Genomic DNA, 18949 nt, shown 5'->3' on the forward strand with positions numbered 1-18949 from the left:
TCGACGCCGCGGCGGACGGCAACCGGGCACCGGGCGCATCGCCCGACCCGCTGTACCGGTCGGTCGCCGCACCCGAGCCGCGCACCCTGGTCGACATCCTCGACGCCACCGTCGCCGCCCACCCCGACGCCCCCGCCCTCGACGACGGCGAGGTCGTGCTCAGCTACGCCGAACTGCGCGCCGAGATCGCCGAGCGCGTGGCCGAGCTGGTGGCCGCGGGCGTGCGCCCCGGCGACCGGGTCGGTGTCCGGATGCCCTCCGGGGATCACCGCCTCTACGTGACCATCCTCGCCGTCCTCTACGCCGGAGCCGCCTACGTCCCGGTCGACGCCGACGATCCCGACGAACGGGCGGCCCTCGTCTTCGGCGAGGCGCGGGTGCGGGTCGTCGCGACCGGTGCGGGGATCGAGGCAGCCGAGCAGGCCGGGACGGACGGCCGCCCCCCGGCAGCCGGCCCCTCCCCCGCCGACGACGCCTGGATCATCTTCACCTCCGGCTCCACCGGCACCCCCAAGGGCGTGGCCGTCACCCACCGCAGCGCCGCCGCGTTCGTCGACGCCGAGGCCCGGATGTTCCTGCGGGACAACCCGATCGGCCCGGGCGACCGGGTGCTGGCGGGTCTCTCGGTGGCCTTCGACGCCTCCTGCGAGGAGATGTGGCTGGCGTGGCGGCACGGCGCCTGCCTCGTGCCCGCGCCCCGGGCCCTGGTCCGCACCGGCGCCGATCTCGGCCCCTGGTTGGTGCGCCGGGAGATCACCGTGGTCTCGACCGTCCCGACGCTGGCCGCTACCTGGCCGCCGGAGGCTCTGGAGGCGGTGCGGCTGCTCATCTTCGGCGGTGAGGCCGTGCCACCGGAACTGGCCGAACGGGTCGCCGGCGGCGACGACGCGGGCCGGGAGGTGTGGAACACCTACGGTCCCACCGAGGCGACGGTGGTGGCGTGCGCGGCGCCACTGACCGGCGAGGGCCCGATCCGGATCGGGCTGCCGCTGGACGGCTGGGATCTCGCCGTCGTCGACGCGCAGGGCAATCCGGTCGGCGAAGGCGAGTCCGGCGAGCTGGTGATCGGCGGCGTCGGCCTGGCCCGCTACCTCGACCCGGCCAAGGACGCCGAGAAATACGCTCCCGCACCGGCATTGGGCTGGGAGCGCGCATACCGCAGCGGTGACCTGGTGCGCAAGGAGCGCGCGGGCCTGATCTTCCTCGGCCGCGCCGACGACCAGATCAAGCTCGGCGGCCGCCGCATCGAACTCGGCGAGATCGACAACGCGCTCCAGCACCTGCCCGGCGTCACCGCCGCCGCGGCGGCCATCCGGACCACCAAGGCGGGCAACAAGATCCTCGTCGGCTACCTCACCGGCCCGGGTGCCGACTACGACCTGCGGGCCGCGCGCGAATCCCTCGCCGAGCACCTGCCCGCCCCGCTGGTGCCGCGCCTGGCGCTGGTCGACGAGCTGCCCACCCGCACCTCGGGCAAGGTCGACCGCGACGCACTGCCCTGGCCGCTGCCCGAGACCGGGCGCGCCGACGCCGAGGACGGCCTGTCCGAGACCGGGCGCTGGGTGGCGGGTCTGTGGGACGCGATCCTCGGCGCCGAGGTCACCGGCCCCGATGCCGACTTCTTCGACCTGGGCGGCGGGTCGCTGGCCGCGGCCCAGCTCGTCACCGCGCTGCGCGAACGCCACCCCGGCATCGCCGTCGCCGACCTCTACGACCATCCGCGCCTGGGTGCGCTGGTCGACTTCCTGGAACAGTCCGCGCCCGCGGCCCGCGTCGAACCGCGCACGGTCGTGCCGACCCCGCGGCGCGCCCAGCTGACCCAGGTACTGGCCACCGTGCCGCTGACCACCCTCACCGGCCTGCAGTGGTTCACCTGGCTGGCGATCGTCGGCAACATCGCCGCCTGGTCCGGCTCGCTGCCCTGGCTGCCGCGGCTGTCCTGGTGGTGGGCGCTGCCCGCCTTCGTCCTGTTCATCACCCCGCCCGGCCGTATGGCGCTGTGCGTGGCCGGTGCGCGCATCCTGTTGCGCGGGGTGCGGCCCGGCAGCTATCCACGCGGCGGGTCGGTGCACCTGCGGCTGTGGGCCGCGGTGCGGCTGTCGGAGGCCAGCGGCGCGGAGAACCTCTCCGGCGCACCGTGGATGGTGCCGTTCGCGCGCGCGCTGGGCGCCCGCATCGGCAAGGGCGTCGACCTGCACACCCTGCCGCCGGTCACCGGCATGCTCGAGCTCGGTGCCGGATGCAGCGTCGAACCCGAGGTGGACCTGTCCGGCTATTGGATCGACGGCGATCTCGTGCACATCGGCCCGATCGAGGTCGGCGCGGGCGCGGTCGTCGGATCCAGGTCGATCCTGTTGCCCGGCAGCCGGATCGGCAAGAACGCGGTGATCGCACCGGGCTCGGCGGTGTCCGGGCGCGTCAAGGCCGACCAGGAGTGGGCGGGCTCCCCCGCGGTGAAGGTGGGCAAGGCGCGCCACCGCTGGCCCGATCACACCCCCGCCCGGGCCCGGCACTGGGTGGCGGTCTTCGCGATCACCTCGGTCGCGCTGGCGGCGCTGCCGATCGTCGGGCTCGCCGCGGGCGCGGCCTGGCTGGCCTGGTGCGTCCGTGACACGACGACGCTCGGCGCGGGCCTGACCGGCGCGTTCGCGGCACTGCCGCCCGCCGTGCTGATCGCCCTCGGGGTGTACGCCGCGGCGACCATCGTGCTGGTGCGGCTGTTCTCGCTCGGCCTGACCGAGGGCTATCACCCGGTGCGCAGCCGCGTCGGCTGGCAGGCCTGGGCCACCGAACGCCTGCTCGACGGCGCCCGCACCTTCCTGTTCCCGCTCTACGCCAGCCTGCTCACGCCACTGTGGCTGCGGCTGCTCGGCGCGAAGGTCGGCAAGCACGTGGAGGCCTCCACGGTGCTGCTGCTGCCGAAGTTCACCACCGTCGCCGACGGCGCGTTCCTGGCCGACGACACCATGATCGCCGGATACGAACTCGGCGGCGGCTGGCTACGCATCGGCGAGGCCAAGGTCGGCAAGCGCGCCTTCCTCGGCAACTCCGGCATGACCGCGCCCGGACGGCGGGTGCCCAAGAACGGCCTGGTCGCGGTGCTGTCCGCCGCGCCGTCCAAGGCCAAGGCGGGCTCGTCGTGGGTGGGCAGCCCGCCCGTGCGGTTGCGCCGCGCCGCCGAATCCGGCGACACCCGGCGCACCTTCGATCCGCCGCCGAGCCTGAAGCTCGCCCGCGCGGCCGTGGAGACCTGCCGATTGCTCCCGGTGCTGGTGACGTTCGGCATCGGACTCGGTGTGCTGTTCGCGATGGCATGGCTGGCGCAGACCGTCGGCCATCCGGTGGCCGCGCTGCTGAGCGGGGTGGTGCTGCTGGTGGCGGGCGCGGTCGCCTGCGGCAGTGCGGTGGCGGCGAAATGGTTGCTGGTCGGGCGGATCCGGGCCGAGGAGCATCCGCTGTGGAGTTCGTTCGTCTGGCGCAACGAGGTGTCGGACACCTTCGTCGAAACCGTCGCCGCGCCCTGGTTCGCGCGCGCCGCCACCGGCACCCCGGTGCTGAATCTGTGGCTGCGGGCGCTCGGCGCGCGCATCGGCCGCGGGGTATGGTGCGAGTCCTATTGGCTTCCGGAGGCGGACCTGGTGACACTCGGTGACGGCGCGACCGTGGAACGAGGCTGCGTGGTGCAGACCCACCTGTTCCACGACCGCATCATGGCCATGGACACCGTCGTCCTCGAACCCGGCGCGACCCTCGGTCCGCACTGCGTGGCCCTGCCCGCGGCCCGCATCGGCGCGGGTGCCACGGTGGGCCCGGCCTCGCTGGTCATGCGCGGTGACGCGGTGCCCGCCTCGACGAGCTGGTGGGGCAACCCGATCGCGCCGTGGCCGCGCCCCCATCCCACGCCGACCGTCGCCGAGGGGTGACGGATGCGAGCGCTGAGGGGTGAGAAGTGCTGATGGGCGAGAAGTGCTGATGGGCGACAAATTCTACGACGAGCCGATCGACGACTACCTGCCGCAGAACGGCAATCGCGGCTATCGGGTCTCCCGCTACGAACTGGACCTGGTCTACAAGGTCGCCGGCAACCGGCTGAGCGGGCGCGCCGAGATCACGGCGGTGACCACCGCGGTGCGCCCGCGCTTCGCGTTCGACCTGGCGCAGTCGCTGAGCGTGGCCAAGGTGTTCGTCAACGGCGCCAAGGTCGCCCGCTACACCCACCGCAACGGCAAGCTCGTCCTCACCCCGCAGCAGAAGATCCCCGCGGGCGGCGTGCTCGCGGTGGTGGTCCAGTACGCCGGTGCGCCCAAACCGGTGCGCGGGCCGTGGGGTGAGGTGGGTTGGGAAGAACTCACCGAGGGCGCGTTGGTCGCCAGCCAGCCCAACGGTGCGGCCTCCTGGTTCCCCTGCGACGATCACCCCAGTTCCAAGGCCAGCTACCGCATCTCGATCACCACCGACAGCCCGTACCACGCGCTCGCCAACGGCACCTTGGTCCGCAAGCAGACCAAGGCCAGCCAGACCACCTGGGTCTACGAACAACCCGAGCCGATGTCGAGCTACCTGGCGACCATCCAGATCGGCCCCTACCGCTGGCATCGGATCGGGTCCGAGCAGTCACCCGTGCCGATGTACGCCGTGCTGCCCGCCCGGCTGCGCGCCGCCTTCGACACCGATTTCGCCCGCCAGCAGCGGATGATGGAGGTCTTCACCGACCTGTTCGGGCCCTACCCGTTCGCCGGGTACACCGTGGTCGTCACCGACGACGACCTGGAGATTCCGATCGAAGCACAGGGCATCTCGATCTTCGGCGCCAACCACTGCGACGGCCGCCGCGGCTCCGAACGCCTGGTCGCGCACGAACTCGCCCACCAGTGGTTCGGCAACAGCCTCACCCTGCGCCGGTGGCGCGACATCTGGTTGCACGAGGGTTTCGCCTGCTACGCGGAGTGGATCTGGTCGGAGGCCGCCGGCGGCCCGAGCGCCGACCAGCTGGCCCGCGCCGCCCGGCACAACCTCTCCCGTGAGCCTCAGGATCTGGTGCTGGCAGATCCCGGCCCCGCATTGATGTTCGACGACCGGGTCTACAAGCGCGGCGCGCTCACCCTGCACGCGTTGCGCATCGAACTCGGCGACCGCGCGTTCTTCGATCTGCTGCGGGAGTGGACCGGTCGCTACCGGCACGCCTGCGTGGACACCGAGGAATTCACCGATCTGGCAGGCCATTACAGCCAGGTGCCGCTGCGCCCGCTGTGGGACAGCTGGTTACGCGAGACGGCGCTGCCGCCGCTGCCGCCGCACGGCGGACAGGCCGTGACCGTGCCGCGCTGAGGATGTCGGGCGCCGCGTCGAGGACATGCGCGTCGAGAACATGCGCGTCGAGAACATGCGCTCAGAACACCAGATAGCGTTCGGCCAGTTCCTCCACCAGGGGGTCGTCCTCGGTCACGCTGTCGAGGGCGTCCAGGTCGGTCTCGACCGAGATCTGGCGGGGGTCGTCGTGCTCGGCGTCGGGCGGGCCGTCCTCGCCGAGCTGGCGCAGCAACTTCTCCCGCACCCGTTTCTTCAGTGAATCCGTCATATCGACAGAGTGCCCGGTCCGCGCCGGGGAAACCGCCCGCGCCGTGATCAGACCGGCGTCAACCAGGTGCCCCACGGGGTGTTGCGCAGCACCGCGTATACCGCGAAGAGCGCGAACAACGCCCACATGACCGATCTGTCGATGGCGGGCACCCGCGGCTTCTGTCCCCGCCACGCCCGCACCGACCAGTCGGCGACGAACCAGAAGAACGCCACGATCAGTGGCAGCGCGAGCAGGTTGCTGTGCAGGGAGTCGAGGACGCGGCCGTCGGTGAGGTTGTGCACCGCGCGCATGCCGCCACAGCCCGGGCAGTACACCCCGAACAGCGCATACACCGGGCATTCGCCGTAGGACCCCTCGACGTGCGGATCCCGCACGTGCAACAGCACCAGCACGCCGGCGCCCGCCGCGGCCGTCAGCATCGGCAGGCCGAGCGCTCGCAGACCACCGCGCTGTACGGGCCTGGGTGCCTGGTGATCGACGGGCGTGTCCACGAGAACCCACGGTAGCCGGGCCGCGCCGACCGGCGCCAGCGCACCCGACGCGGCGGCGCTGCTCTCGACTCGATAACGGTCGGCGGCACTCGGTATCGCCGCTGGGTACCCCATCGATAGACCTGGCAGGACGCCGCTCCGGCGCCGAAGATCTTCGGTCGGGACGGAAAGTTCAGTGGACCGAATATCGGGTATCCAAGCATTCGGAGCCAGGTTTTCCGACACCGAGCGCTTGCACTAGCAAGCAGTCGTGCTTGCACGGTACGGTGGCGGCAGACACAAAGGAGTGTGCGATGCTGGTGACGTCGATGAAGACCCTGGCGGGGGTGCGCAGCACCGAACCGCTCACCGCGGCCTACCGTGCCGCCCTGCGATCCCGGACCTACGCCACGGCGTCGCTGAACAAGCCCGCCGCGCCCGTGGAGATCGTGCCGGTCACCACCGTCGACGGCGCCCGCCTCCGAGTGCATGCCTACGGCCCCGCCGACGGCGAGGTCATCGTGCTCATCCACGGCTGGAGCTGCTGCATCGAGTACTGGCACCCGCAGATCAACGCCCTGGCCGACCGCTACCGCGTGATCTGCTACGACCAGCGCGGGCACGGCGAGAGCACCCTCGGCCGCGTGGCGCCCTGCGCCGACACCCTGGCCGACGATCTGGCCACCGTCCTGGACGCCACCCTGCCCCGTGGCCGCCGCGCCGTGCTGGTCGGCCACAGCATGGGCGGCATCACCCTGCAGGCCTGGGCCGCTCGCTATCCCGAGCAGGTGCCCGACCGCGCGGCCGCCGTCGTGCTGGCCAACACCGCCTCCAAGGACATCCGCTTCGAGACCGATCTGCTGCCGCTGCTGAACAAACCGCTGGCCGTGGCCAACCGACCGCTCACGGTGTTCGGCCGTGGCGTGCGGATGCCGATGGTGCTCGCCGAAACCCTGCTCACCGCACCGATACCGCTGCCCGGTGGCCCGATGAGCCCGCTCGTCACCGCGGTCCTCAAGTCCCGCGTGATGACCAGGAACGCCACCGCCGACCAGGCCGCCTTCGCGCTCGGCATCGTCCGCTCCTGCCGTCCGCTCACCCGCGGCCTGCACGCGGCGGCGCTGGCCGACATGGACCTCGGCGACGCGGCGAAGAACCTGACCGTGCCGACCACCGTCATCGCCGGGCTGCACGACCACCTGCTGCCCGAGCGGATGAACCGCACCATCGTCGAGGCGCTGAAATCGTCCGGCTCGCTGGCGGATTACCAGGTCTGGCCGACCGGGCACCTGAGCAACGTGGAGGCGGCCGACCGGTTCAACGCGGAGTTGGCGAAGATCGCCGCCAGCGCCTACCGGCCGCAGGCCGACGCGGTGTGAGGAAACGGCCCCGGCTGAGGAGCCGGGGCCTGCGCCGCCGCGTCCGGATTCGTGGTCATGCCGTGGCGCGGCGGACCAGCGCCCACGCGCCGCCGAGGCAGACCGCCGCCAGGACCGCGGGCACCAGCACCATCGGGACCGCGCGCGGGCTGTCGGTGAACCAGTGGCCCACCTCCGGCCACCAGCGCTGCCAGGTCACCAGGATCGCGGCCAGACCGCCGAGCACCAGGACCACCGCGCCGAGGGTGTAGAGCCCGGTCACCCGCCACCGCTGCTGGATGGCGCCCATCAGCAGGCCCGCGGCCGCGATCAGCGCGAGCACCGCCAGGAAGGTCCCGAGTTGGACCAGCCGGTTGTCGGTGAATTCGGCCGGGATCCCGAACATCACCATGTTCACCCCCCACCCGTCGGTGGCCTGCTCGGCCGCCGACAGTCCCCACAGCAGCACCCCGAAGCCCACGATCTGGGTCAGCGCGACCAACAGGGTGGCGAGGAAGTAGTCGCGCCTGGTCACCCCGAGCCCCAGCGCGAACGGCAGCGACTGCGTCATCGCGACCAGGTAGAAGGCCAGTGCGATGCCGAGGATCGAGTAGACGCTGCCGGTCATGTTGCGGTCCTCGGTGTCGACCAGCGCGAAGATCACCCAGGGGATGGCGAACGCGGCCGTCAGCACGCCCAGCGGCCAGGCGAACAGCAGCGGCCAGGAGACGGCGTGAATACGGGCGACGGACAGGACTCGGGCGATCATCACTGCTCCTGGGTAGTGGCGGTTTCGACGATGAGCTGCTGCAACGAGACCGGCTCCAGCCGCAGTCCCAGTGCGCCCGCCCGCGCGACGTCGGCATCGTGGTCGGTGGTGCGCACCAGCACGCGCGCCTGGTTGCCCAGCGCTTCGCGGCGCAGTTCCGGACGTCCGGCGACGAAGCGGTCGACCTCGCCGACCGGCCCGGCGACGGTGATCGCCGATTCGCGCAGCTGGTCGGCGGCGGCGTCGGCGACCACCCGGCCACGGTCGATGACGATGACGTGCTCGAGCAGATCCGCCACCTCGTCGATGAGATGCGTGGACAGCACCACGGTCCGCGGATTCTCGGCGTAGTCGGCGAGCAGCCGGTCGTAGAACAGCTGCCGCGCGACCGCGTCCAGCCCGAGGTACGGCTCGTCGAACAGCGTCAACGGCGCCCGGGACGCCAGGCCGATGATGACGCCGAGCGCGGACGTCATCCCGCGGGAGAGCTTCTTGACCCGTCGACCGAGCGGCAGGTCGAAATCGCGCAACAATCGCTGGGCGAAATCCTCGTCCCAGTGCGGGAGCAGGTGCCGCGCCACGTCGAGCACATGCTTGACCTTGTAATCGGCCGGGTACGGCTGGCTCTCGCGAATGAAGGTGACATCGCGCAGCACGGCCGCGTTCTCGTGCGGCGTCGCCCCGAACACGCTGACCTCACCCGCGGTCTGGAACTGCTGTCCGGTGAGCACCTGCATCAGCGTCGTCTTGCCGGCGCCGTTACGGCCGAGCAGGCCGTAGATGGTGTTCGCGCGCAGCTCGAAGGACACGTCGTCGAGCGCCGTGACCGAACCGAACCGCATGCCGACACCCCGCACCGACGCGACGGTCTCGGTGTCGAGCACCGCAGGGTCGAGGTAGGTCGCGCTCATCGTGATCCCTCCCGCTGGTCGAGCATGGCCTTGAGTTCGTCGATGCCCATGCCGAGCTTGTCGGCCTCGGCGATCAGCGGATCGATGTACTGCTGGGCGAACCGCTCCCTACGCCGCATCCGCAAGGCGTTGCGCGCGCCGGCCGTGACGAACATGCCGATCCCTCGTTTCTTGTACAGAATCCCTTCCGACACAAGCTGATTGAGCCCTTTCGCCGCCGTCGCCGGGTTGATCCGGTGAAAGGCGGCGAGCTCGTTCGACGACGGCGCCTGTGCCTCTTCCGCCAGCGACCCGTCGATGATCGAGTTCTCGATCATCTCCGCGATCTGCAGAAAGAGCGGCTTCCCGTCTTCGAGCACCAGCTCACCGTCCTCGGTGGAGTGGTTCATTACTCATGTAATGAACCATAGAGGTAGGTCACGGGTCGGCGCAACTCCGGCGGGCGCGACCAGGACACGTGCGGTCGGCTGCCACGCTGTTCCGCCCGGTCAGGCGCGGTTACCGACGGCCGCCGTCATCCGGCGTCGAGGGCGGCGCTGATCCTGCGAGGCAGGGCGGCAGCGTCCAGACCGCTGCGGATGCGTTCCTGCTCGTCACCGCGGCTGCCGAACGAGGTGCCCGAGGCGACCACGTACCGCACCGGCACCCTGATCTCGTCGAGCACCGGACCCAGCTCCCGCTCGCGGGACAGCTCGCCGAGCTCGATGTTGGAGGTAGCCCTGTGTGGCGAACTGACCGTTCAGGTGGACCACCGGCAGCCCGGCGCCGCCGGTGTCGGTGACCGCCGGCCCGGCCACGTGACGGTGCCCGCTGGCAAGATCACGCCCATGAGCACCACCGGCGACGACGTACGCGCCTACGCCCTCTCCCTCCCGGAAACCACCGAGGAATTCGCCTGGCAGATGCCCATCTTCCGGGTCGCGCGCTCGCTGTTCCTCACCCTGCCCGACGACGAGACCTCCATGGCCGTCCGCTGCCCCGTCATCGACCGCGACGAACTCGTCGCCGCCGAGCCGGCCAAGTTCTGGATCGCACCCCACGAGGCCAACAACGCCTGGGTCCGGGTCCGCCTCGCCGCCCTCGACGACCATGACGAACTGCGCGCCATCGTGCTCGACTCCTGGAAACTGGCGGCCCCCAAACGGTTACTCGACGGCGCCTGACGGGTCCCGGCGATGATTTCTGCCGGCGCGGCGCGTCTACACCGACATGAGGAAACTGGTCTACGGGTTCAGCGTGTCCTTGGACGGCTACATCAACGACCGCGCCGGCGCCATCGATTGGACCGAGCCGGACGACGAACTGCACCAATTCCACAACGACCGCTTCCGCGAGATCGAGATCTCGCTGCACGGCCGCCGCCTGTACGAGCTGATGGCCGAGTACTGGCCGCACGTCCCCGCGGACGCACCGCCCATCGAGCGCGAGTTCGGCAGGCTCTGGACCGAGAAGCCGAAGGTCGTCTTCTCCCGGACAGTGCCCGAAGTGCACTGGAACAGCACGCTGATCAGCGCGAACTCCGCCGAGGAGGTCGGCAGACTCAAGGCCGCGGGCGACGGCGTCATCGAGGTCGGCGGCGCGACACTGGCCGCCTCGCTGATACCGCACGGACTCGTCGACGAGTACCAGATGTTCGTCTCCCCCGTGGTTCTCGGCGGCGGCACCCCGTACTTCCCCGCCCTCGACACCCGCCTCCGCCTGCGCCTGGCCGAAACACGGCACTTCAAGACCGCGGTCCTGCTGCGCTACGTCACCGAGTGAGCCGGCCACTCGGCCGGACGAACCGCGCCCACCTTCGAACCATGTCAGTCGATGTCGAAGTACTCCTCACGCGGACTGCCGAGTTCATGCCGGGTCTACCGGTGCGGAATGTCGGCTGATGGCGACCAGCCGAGCATGGCCGTGGCGAGAGGAGGCCGTGGCAGATGGTCAGGGGCTCTCATCGGCAGGGAGGCCGACGAAGACCTTCGCGGGGCTGGAGGTACCGTCCCGGGACGAGGACGGATTGCCATCGCCAGCGGCGTCCCGGAACGGTTCCTGCGCATCTGCCTATCGTCGACCACTGTCGACCATCGAACAGCTCGGTCACACCGGCAGCGAGCGAATCAGCACATCGAAGGTCGGAGCATCCGGCCACCCCGGCGTCAACGTCCCCACCCGCGACCATCCCCACTTCCGATAGCGCGCATACGCTCGCTCGTTCTCCGGCTCCACGAGCAGCGTTGCCCTCTGCTCACGCCGGCCGGACAGCAGTTCATCATGCAGGGCACGGGCGAGACCTCGACCCGTCCACTCCTGGCACACCATGATCTCCGACAGCGCGAAAGTCCGCGTGCCGTCCTCGGCGGTAAACTCGGCCGGATCATCGTCATCCAGCGTCAGCCCACCCCACCAGGCGTTGTGCGGACCCAGCGGCCAACCCCAAGTCTGGCCGACAGGCTCCCCATCGATGTAGGCGATTACGAGGTCGAATCCGCTTCCGCCGGTGTAGGAGTCGAAGCGGCGCATGAACTCCTCAGGCGTGTCGAACGGGTCTCCCGACTCGATCGCATCGGTATACGAGCGCCGGAAGATGGCCTCGACAACGGCCCGCAGCTCGCGGGCCTGGGTCGCGTTGTACCGCCGGAACTCCGGTGTGTTCATGGCATGAGTGCCTTCCTGCTCATCGCCGCGCCGAGCTGGTCGAACCGATCCCGGAAATCTCCGCCCGGATCGATATCACGCACCGGTTCCATCACCCGCAGCGTCCGGACAGACGCGACAGACTCCAACTCGGTCAAAACGCCGTGTCCGGTGTCGAGTGCGCCGGACACGTCGCCGAGTCGCGCTTTCGCGGAGGCGGCCCACGCTGATGTGTGCGTGGCGTTCCGTGGGCTGTCCGGCTCGTCTCCGGACAGGATCTCGTCGAATACCTGTACCGAGCGCGCCCAATCTCCGAGATCGCCGTACCCGCGTGCCTCATGCCCGCGAAGCTCGGCGGCGGTGACGAACCGCAACCATTGCGGCGCTTCCTCGAGCGCCTCGAACATCAGGGCGTGATCGAGCTCCCGCCAGGCGGTGGCGACGGCGCGGCCGAATGCAGCCCGGTCACCCATCAACGCTCGAGCCTGGGCTTCCCGCGCGGCGATCAGCGCGTGGATGCGGCCAGGCGGTTTGCCGCGGGACAGAGTGCGGGCCCGGTCGATGTATTTCAGCGCGTGATATGGGGTGCCGTGCCCGCGGCGGGCCAGGCCGATGGCCTGGTTGGCGGCATACAGGGAGGCGTCCGCGACGAGTGTTTCGTCATCGGCTTCGGTCGCGAGCGCGAACGCGTCGGCGTAACAGCGGCGCGCCAGGGGCTGTCGGTCGGTATCGGCGGCGAGCCACCCGGCCATCATCGCCAGTCGTCCTGTCGCGGCGGCGAACGCGTCCCCGACCTCGGGTGAGTAGCTGCCGATATCGAGGCGGTGTTTGGCGGCGGCCAACTGCTGAACCGCGAACTCGACGAGCTTGCCGCCTCCGACCCGCTGGTCCTCGGCCTCGAGGAGGTCCACGCCGGCGAGTAGCCGGTCGACGTCGGCTCGGCCGATGTGTTCCCCGAACTGCCAGGCGTCGGAGGACAGTCCGGCGGCGGAGACCGCCGCAACCGCTGCGAGTTTCCCGAATTCCCTTCGCTTCACGTCTGCGTCAACTTCCCATGCGTAGAGGCCGAAACCGTGTGTGGTGGAGGTGCTCGGCGGCGCGGGGTGTTCCGGTGGCGCGGGCTCGGCGCTGGTGATCCGTAGTTCTGTGGCGAACCGGGCGTGTTGATCGTCGTCGAGCTGGGCGAGCATCGTGTCCAGTGCTTCGGCGGACCGGCCGCGCACCGGCCGGTCACGAGTGGCACGATGCCACTTCTTGATCGTCGGCAGCCCGAATCCGGCACGTTCGGCGAACTCTTCCTGCGTTTCCCGTAGCGCGGCGACGCGGAGTGCGCGCACCTCTGATTGTGTCCATCTGGAAACGATCATTCCACCTCCACGGGCACAGAACGCCGGTCCGGTTCCAAGCGTATCCCTGGCGTATCACTTCCGTGCCTTCGATGTTGGGCGATGCTGCGAAATCCTGGTTTCAGTCGCCCCGCCCTCGGGACGCCCCTCATGCCTCGGGGGTGGGCGCGGCCCCACGGAACCAATCCCAACCGATCGAGGTGTCCCCCCGATGAGCGAGAGACTGCCGTCGTTGCCGGTGCGAACTCCGGCAACGCGTCCCACGTATCTGTACCGGTTCGGCTGTAGGTCTCTGCACCTGTTGGAGCGGGTCGCGGCCGGTTTGCGCGCGCTCGACGACCACTACCCGCCAGCGCAATGCCGGACCGGTGGGCCGATCCGTTCGCAGGCGCATGCATGCCTGGTGATGGATCGGCATGTGGCACACCGGTGTCCGCGATTCGCGGAAGCAGCCGCGTACGTCGCGGAGGTGGAGACATGATGCGCGACGCCGACAACGAGACGGCTCCTGTCAGGCATGTCGCGTCGCCGCTGGGGGACGACGCGCCGGCCGATGCGTTTCGGTTGCAGGGCGAGATAGACCGCGTGATGTCGCAGTACCGGGCGACGCACCCGGAGGACACAACACGGTGACCGTTCCCGTGCCCGAACGTAACCGGTACCGCGGGCAGATGCGCCCGCGCATAGGGCCCTGGCCAGGGGATCAAGAAACCGAATTGGAAGGAATGCCATGAGCACCCTGAACACCGACACGATCACCAACGAAGCCGTACAGCGGGCGGCGTCCGACTCCGAAGCCACGAACGCGGCGGTGCGCGACCGCATCGCCCAGTTCCGCAGCGACGACAACGCGGCGATGATGGGCGGCTGGACCTGATAGGCCAACTCACCGACATCTCGTAGGGCGGGCGGCGGAGTGCCACATTCCGCCGCCCGCCTGTTTCGTTCCATACCCCTTATCCACCAGGAGCTTCCACCATGCATTTCCTCAACATCGGCCACGCCTACGAGAACACCGCCCGGTACACACGCGCGGTCCTCGGCGAAATCCCCGATCCCGCAAGGCTGCCCGTCTCCTACCGGGAAGCAGTCAGCCGACATCGGCCGATCGACGCGCCGCCGGAAGGTTCGGCAATCCACTACGAGGACAGCCAGTGGGGCAAGTACCTGCGCGAATCCGATGTCTTCGACGGAATCTTCAATGGTCTGCGCCCCTCGACTCCCGAAGAGCGTGACATATGGCCCGGCTGCGTCGCTGAGGCCGGCGAGTACGTCCGCGACCTCAATGCCGACCTCGGGCGCCTGGTCGATTTGCTGGTCACCGATGTCATCTTGCTGCCGTCCGACAGCACCGGCGGCGGATCTGCGGCGCACCTGCCCGGCTTGGTCGCATTGAGTCCCGGACCACACTGGACCGTGTACGACTTCGCCGAATCGCTCGTGCACGAGGCCACACACCTGAACCTGTTCGTCGGCGAAATGGTCCACGGCCTCTACACCAAGCCCGTGAAACACCTCGACGCCCAGGAGTTCCGTGTGCTGTCCGCGGTGAAATTCGGGCAACTCCGCCCACTCGATCGCGCATTTCATTCCGCAGTGGTCGCGGTGCCGCTGATGTGGATGCAGCACCAGCGCGGGGAAACCGAACTCGTCGACATGTTCACCGGCTCACTGCGCGAATGCTGCCAGGGCCTCAACGCCAAGCGAGATCTGTTCACCTCCTACGGGCAGATGCTCGTGCACCAGCTCGCGGAGTTCGCGTTCTCTCTCGACTGGGATTACGTCGCCGAATCGATCTCCGACGAACGGTTCTCCCGGTACGCTGTCGCGTCCTGAGTCACCAGTCCACCTCGATGCCGACCTCTCGGGCCAGGCTCTCCGCCAGCCCGAGCAGGTCGTCACCGCGCACATGCGCACCCTTCAACCCGCGCACCCCGCGCACATCGACCATCCGGCAATCGGCGAACGTGGTGTTGTGCTCGATACTCGCCTGCGAGAACTGGGCACCGGTCAGGTCGCACCCCTCGAACCGGACACTACGGAACCGCACCCGCTGGAAATCGGCTCCCGCAAGGTTGCAGCCGGTGAACACCACTTTCTGAAACTTGCTGCCACGGAACGACGCCAGATCCGCACGGGTGTCCTCCACCGTCACATCACGCAGCACCCCGTCAGTCAACGACAGTCCGGTCAGACGCGACTGCGCGATGGCCGATTCCAGAAACGATGTCTCGTCGGCACGCAGCCCCGCGAGATCCGATGAGTCGAACACGCAATTGTCGAAAGTCGTACGGGTCAGCGACCCGACAAGCCGGGCGCCGGAGAACTCCGAGGCACTGACCGCGATGACGTCACCACCCTCGGCTCCGGCCGCACCGCCGGTGTATCTCACGCCGGCCACCGTCAGTTCGTCGCCGAACGCCTCCCCTGGCCCGGCATCGCGTAACGCACCTCCGAGCTTTGGTCGCGCCGGCGTGACCTGCAAGCGTGTGACTGCCATCGACTCCCCTGTAGACGACGTGGAACAGGCACCGAACCTAGCACGCCGCCGCCCCCTCCCATCAGGCAATTCACCAGCCTTCTGCCCGTGTCGGACGACGCATCCGACGATCCATAGGAGACAACTCCTCGGTACCCACCGACACGGTGCGGTCCCTTTCGGGATGTAAGGCAGCGGCAGGTGGTCGAGCCCCAAGGGCGGGGTGGAATTCGGGTTCGGTCAGGGGTGGTTCGACCGGTTCGCCTACGACAATTCGGCGTTCGCGTTGACGCTGCTGCGGGAAATGGTCGTCACGATGTCCGCGCGGCTGGCGCGGATGCGCGAAGAGACCCTCGATGACCACAAGGCGGATCGCTTGGAGTTCGTGCGCCGCATCCTGGCCTTTGCCGGCCTCGACAAACCTGCCCGCGATCCCCATCGCCACACCTGGTCGCGCATCGGCCCCGCTATCCGCGTCCCCTCCTGCACACATCTGCTCATGACCGCGACCTCTCAGCGTCTCGCCTGGCGTGTCGAATACGACCGGGCGATGCTCGCGGCTACCGTCCTGCCTCCGGAGGGGCGGATAGTGCCGATACCGGCACGGATGCCGCCCACACTACAGAGCAAACAGACAGCAATGATTTGGATCTTGGCCCGGAAGGACAGGCAGATGTCTGCTGAACCCAGCGCACACCGGCCGCGACGGCGGGTCACCACGAAAGTCGCTGCAGCGCATATCTGTGTGAACCCCGAAGTGCTACGCCGATGGAACCGGCATCGCGATCCGTGGCTGCCCCGGCCGCGGAAGGTGGGAAAGGACTTCCGTTGCGACCTCGACGCATTGGATGCGGCGCTGGACGCGCAGGAGGATTCGGGGATGATTCGACGGATCGACTGATGCGGCGCGGCAGACCGGCGCGACCGATCGACGTTCCGGGCAAGGTGATGCTGACCGAACTGCGCCCCGGCATTGGCAGGCGCGGGTCCTGGTGCGCGACAAGACCGGTAAACGTCGGCAGGTAACGCGCACGTCGCCGCTGAAGCTCGACGCACGCGGGCGACAGGTTCCGGACGCCCAAGGCTCCCGAGCGACAGATGCTGCACTGGCCGCCGCGACCGCTACTCGGGTGGACGCGGGCGGCGAGCTGTCGGAAAGCACGACTGTTCGGCAATTGTGGGACGAGTACCAGGGGTACCTCGTCGAACAGAACCGGGCGCCTTCGACGATCGAACGCTATGACGTGATGCAGTGACCTTCAACACAGCGTTCGGTGGCCGTCTGCTCCTCGAAGTGAGCACATCGTCCGTGGAAGCGTTCCTCGTGGACCTCGGGCGGGCCAAGGGCCCCGGGTCGATGCGCACAGACCGAAACGTCCTCTCCGGCATGTTCCGCAACGCGGTGCGCGAAGACGCGCTCACGGTGAATCCGGTACGGGAAACCAGCTCGTGCAGAACATCGCGGCCAAGGGCCGGACGGGCGGCCCACGAGATGTCACCGTCGAAGAGTGCGCACGATCCTGTCCGCCGTGCGCAGTTCGAAAAGGTCCCTGCCCACGCAAGCTGTCCCGGGCAGAACGGACACGAGGCAAGCCGGTGAAGTCGTACACGCCGCCGACCGTCGCCGAGTACTGCGCGAACGCCGACCTGGCCGACTGGGTGACGGTCCTCGCCGGCGCCGGGCTGCGCCGCAGCCAGATACTCGGGCTGGTGTGGCCGGACATCGACTTGGCGGCGGGCACGCTGCGCACGAGCGGGAAGGTCGTGCGGGTCAAGGCCAAGGGGCTGGTGCGGATCGGCAACGACGACGACCCGAAGAACCGCAAGGGCGTCATCGCGCTTGCACGATTTCGTCGTACAAGCGCTGACGCAGCGCCGGAAAGCCCAGGCGGCCGCCAGCTGGCCGCGCCTCCGAGCACGACGGATGCCCTCGACCTGGTGTTTCCGTCCAACGCGGGGACGCTGCGGGACCCGCAGAACGTCGGGCACGAATGGCAGCGGGTTCGTGACGCCCTAGGCATCCCCGACGACGTGACCGCGCACCGTGTCCGCAGCGCGGTGGCCACGATCAGCAAGTATGGAGCCGCCTGGGGGAATCGAACCCCCGACCTTTTCATTACGAGTGAAGCGCTCTACCGACTGAGCTAAGGCGGCGTGCCTTCCGGCGTCGCGAGTCTATCGTCTCCGGCGCCGGATCGCGAAAACGGGTGGTCAGCCGGATTGGGCGGCGATGAGGGTGGCGACCATGGCGGCGACGGCGAAGCGGGGTTTGACGTTGAGGTCGAGGGCTTCGCGGCAGGCCAGCACGGCGTCGATGGAGCGGAGCAGGCCCTCGGGGGGCACGCGGTCGGCGAGGTCGTGGATCTGCTCGGTCATGTCGGGGTGGGTGAGGGTGACCGCGTCGGCGTCGTGGGCGGCGAAGCGGACGGCGAGGGCGTCCCGGTAGAGACCGGCGACGTCGATGAGGGCACGGTCGAGGGCGTCGCGGCCGGTGCGGGTGGCGCGGGACTTCTGCCTGCGTTCGAGCTCCTTGAGCACGCCCGCCGAGCCGCGGGTGGCGCTCGCGGCGCCCTTGCCGGTGCCACCCGCACCGAGGGCGGTGGCGAGTTCCTCGCGTTCACGTTCGTCGCGTTCGGCGCTCATCTCCTTGGCTTCGTCGTCGGCGGCCTTGACCAGCTCGTCGGCGGCGGCGTAGGCAGCGCCGGGACGGGCGGCCGCCGCGGCCAGGGCCAGCGCGCGCTGCCGGCGTTCGCGGGCGTGGGCGTCGGTGGCCAGGCGGCGGGCCCGGCCGACGTGCCCCCGCTGACCGACGCCGCCCACTCGGCGGTCTTCGCGTCCAGGCCGTCGCGTTCCCGCAGGACGGTGGCGATCGCGGCGACCGAGGGCGTCACCAGGTGCACGTGCCGACAACGCGAGCGCAACGTGACGGAGATGTCCTCGGGATCGACCGACGGCGCGCACAGCAGGAACACCGTGCGTTCCGGCGGCTCCTCCACCACCTTCAACAGCACATTGCCGGCCGCCTCGGTGAGCCGGTCGGCGTCCTCGATGACGACCACCTGCCACCGTCCGGTGCTGGGCCTGCGCGAGGCGATCTGCACGATCTCGCGCATCTCCTTGGTGCTGATGCTCAGTCCCTCGGGCACCACCCGTCGCACGTCGCCGTGGGTGCCCGCCATCGTGGTGGTGCACGCGTGACAGCGGCCGCAACCGGGCGTGCCCGGGTCGGTGCACTGCAGGGCCGCGGCGAAGCACAGCGCGGCGACGGAACGCCCGGAACCGGGCGGGCCGGTGAACAGCCAGGAGTGCGTCATCGCCCCCTCGACGGAACCCGCGCGCGCCGCGACCGCCGCGGCCGTCAACTCGGACTCGACCGCGTCCTGGCCGACCAACCGATCGAAGACACCCGCCAC

The 18949-nt window shown here is 69.5% G+C and carries 18 protein-coding genes, 1 tRNA gene and 2 pseudogenes; 10 read left to right on the plus strand and 11 right to left on the minus strand.

What is annotated here, in order from left to right; genetic code table 11:
• The first annotated feature begins 50 nt into the window (after nt 1-50).
• Nucleotides 51-3923, plus strand: coding sequence for a Pls/PosA family non-ribosomal peptide synthetase (locus AMO33_RS18800; RefSeq protein WP_107103146.1), 3873 nt, complete (start codon nt 51-53; stop codon nt 3921-3923).
• A gap of 49 nt (nt 3924-3972) precedes the next feature.
• Nucleotides 3973-5328, plus strand: coding sequence for a M1 family metallopeptidase (locus AMO33_RS18805; RefSeq protein ID WP_060593754.1), 1356 nt, complete (start codon nt 3973-3975; stop codon nt 5326-5328).
• Between the two features lie 61 nt (nt 5329-5389).
• Here the strand turns inward: AMO33_RS18805 and AMO33_RS18810 are convergent, their stop codons facing one another.
• Both AMO33_RS18810 and AMO33_RS18815 read right to left on the minus strand, forming a co-directional pair.
• A complete protein-coding gene (locus AMO33_RS18810; protein WP_011206906.1) occupies nt 5390-5578 on the minus strand; it encodes a hypothetical protein in 189 nt (62 codons plus the stop codon).
• Between the two features lie 47 nt (nt 5579-5625).
• A complete protein-coding gene (locus AMO33_RS18815) occupies nt 5626-6186 on the minus strand; it encodes a DUF2752 domain-containing protein (protein ID WP_060593755.1) in 561 nt (186 codons plus the stop codon).
• A 179-nt stretch (nt 6187-6365) separates the two neighbouring features.
• Between AMO33_RS18815 and AMO33_RS18820 the strand changes: the two genes are divergently transcribed.
• Nucleotides 6366-7430, plus strand: a complete 1065-nt coding sequence (locus tag AMO33_RS18820) for an alpha/beta fold hydrolase (RefSeq protein ID WP_060593756.1) — start codon at nt 6366-6368, stop codon at nt 7428-7430.
• Between the two features lie 55 nt (nt 7431-7485).
• Here AMO33_RS18820 and AMO33_RS18825 read toward each other — a convergent pair whose 3' ends face one another.
• From AMO33_RS18825 to AMO33_RS30505, 4 genes and pseudogenes are all read right to left on the minus strand, one after another.
• Nucleotides 7486-8178, minus strand: a complete 693-nt coding sequence (locus tag AMO33_RS18825; protein WP_060593757.1) for an ABC transporter permease — start codon at nt 8176-8178, stop codon at nt 7486-7488.
• Complete coding sequence (locus AMO33_RS18830) at nt 8178-9089, minus strand: ABC transporter ATP-binding protein (protein ID WP_011206902.1); 912 nt, start codon at nt 9087-9089, stop codon at nt 8178-8180. The genes AMO33_RS18825 and AMO33_RS18830 overlap by 1 nt, the downstream gene beginning before the upstream one ends.
• A complete protein-coding gene (locus AMO33_RS18835) occupies nt 9086-9478 on the minus strand; it encodes a GntR family transcriptional regulator (RefSeq protein ID WP_373862099.1) in 393 nt (130 codons plus the stop codon). Before AMO33_RS18835 ends, AMO33_RS18830 begins: the two co-directional genes overlap by 4 nt.
• Nucleotides 9479-9648: 170 nt before the next feature.
• Nucleotides 9649-9807: pseudogene (locus tag AMO33_RS30505) on the minus strand (alpha/beta hydrolase); the annotation flags it as partial.
• A 109-nt stretch (nt 9808-9916) separates the two neighbouring features.
• On the opposite strand from AMO33_RS30505, the gene AMO33_RS18840 reads away from it, so the two are divergent.
• Together AMO33_RS18840 and AMO33_RS18845 are read left to right on the plus strand one after the other, a co-directional pair.
• Nucleotides 9917-10252 carry an MmcQ/YjbR family DNA-binding protein gene (locus AMO33_RS18840; protein ID WP_041560586.1) on the plus strand — a complete coding sequence of 112 codons (336 nt, stop codon included), beginning with the start codon at nt 9917-9919 and terminating at the stop codon, nt 10250-10252.
• Between the two features lie 46 nt (nt 10253-10298).
• Complete coding sequence (locus tag AMO33_RS18845) at nt 10299-10850, plus strand: dihydrofolate reductase family protein (RefSeq protein ID WP_060593758.1); 552 nt, start codon at nt 10299-10301, stop codon at nt 10848-10850.
• 324 nt (nt 10851-11174) lie between these two features.
• Here AMO33_RS18845 and AMO33_RS18850 read toward each other — a convergent pair whose 3' ends face one another.
• Nucleotides 11175-11732 carry a GNAT family N-acetyltransferase gene (locus tag AMO33_RS18850; RefSeq protein WP_060593759.1) on the minus strand — a complete coding sequence of 186 codons (558 nt, stop codon included), beginning with the start codon at nt 11730-11732 and terminating at the stop codon, nt 11175-11177.
• On the minus strand, nt 11729-12901 hold the full coding sequence (locus AMO33_RS18855; RefSeq protein ID WP_139337553.1) for a hypothetical protein: 1173 nt from the start codon (nt 12899-12901) through the stop codon (nt 11729-11731). The genes AMO33_RS18850 and AMO33_RS18855 overlap by 4 nt, the downstream gene beginning before the upstream one ends.
• A gap of 633 nt (nt 12902-13534) precedes the next feature.
• Here AMO33_RS18855 and AMO33_RS31635 point away from each other — a divergent pair.
• The 3 genes from AMO33_RS31635 to AMO33_RS18860 all read left to right on the plus strand — a co-directional run bounded on the left by AMO33_RS31635 (nt 13535) and on the right by AMO33_RS18860 (nt 14893).
• Nucleotides 13535-13690: a hypothetical protein gene (locus AMO33_RS31635; protein ID WP_159005435.1), complete on the plus strand. Its 156-nt coding sequence runs from the start codon at nt 13535-13537 to the stop codon at nt 13688-13690.
• Nucleotides 13691-13787: 97 nt separating this feature from the next.
• The gene (locus AMO33_RS31640) at nt 13788-13934 is read left to right on the plus strand and encodes a hypothetical protein (protein ID WP_159005437.1); all 147 of its coding nucleotides are present in this window, start codon (nt 13788-13790) and stop codon (nt 13932-13934) included.
• Between the two features lie 101 nt (nt 13935-14035).
• The gene (locus tag AMO33_RS18860) at nt 14036-14893 is read left to right on the plus strand and encodes an aKG-HExxH-type peptide beta-hydroxylase (RefSeq protein ID WP_060593761.1); all 858 of its coding nucleotides are present in this window, start codon (nt 14036-14038) and stop codon (nt 14891-14893) included.
• Between the two features lies 1 nt (nt 14894).
• Here AMO33_RS18860 and AMO33_RS18865 read toward each other — a convergent pair whose 3' ends face one another.
• Nucleotides 14895-15557, minus strand: a complete 663-nt coding sequence (locus AMO33_RS18865) for a pentapeptide repeat-containing protein (protein WP_082668760.1) — start codon at nt 15555-15557, stop codon at nt 14895-14897.
• Between the two features lie 202 nt (nt 15558-15759).
• Between AMO33_RS18865 and AMO33_RS18870 the strand changes: the two genes are divergently transcribed.
• A complete protein-coding gene (locus AMO33_RS18870; protein ID WP_060593763.1) occupies nt 15760-16437 on the plus strand; it encodes a hypothetical protein in 678 nt (225 codons plus the stop codon).
• 91 nt (nt 16438-16528) lie between these two features.
• Complete coding sequence (locus tag AMO33_RS31645) at nt 16529-16792, plus strand: hypothetical protein (RefSeq protein ID WP_127516297.1); 264 nt, start codon at nt 16529-16531, stop codon at nt 16790-16792.
• An 822-nt stretch (nt 16793-17614) separates the two neighbouring features.
• Here AMO33_RS31645 and AMO33_RS18880 read toward each other — a convergent pair.
• A tRNA-Thr gene (locus AMO33_RS18880) sits at nt 17615-17690 on the minus strand.
• Nucleotides 17691-17747: 57 nt separating this feature from the next.
• Nucleotides 17748-18949: pseudogene (locus AMO33_RS18885) on the minus strand (DNA polymerase III subunit delta').

Origin of the sequence: Nocardia farcinica (assembly GCF_001182745.1) — a bacterium.
In the GTDB taxonomy this organism is placed as follows: Bacteria; Actinomycetota; Actinomycetes; order Mycobacteriales; family Mycobacteriaceae; genus Nocardia; species Nocardia farcinica.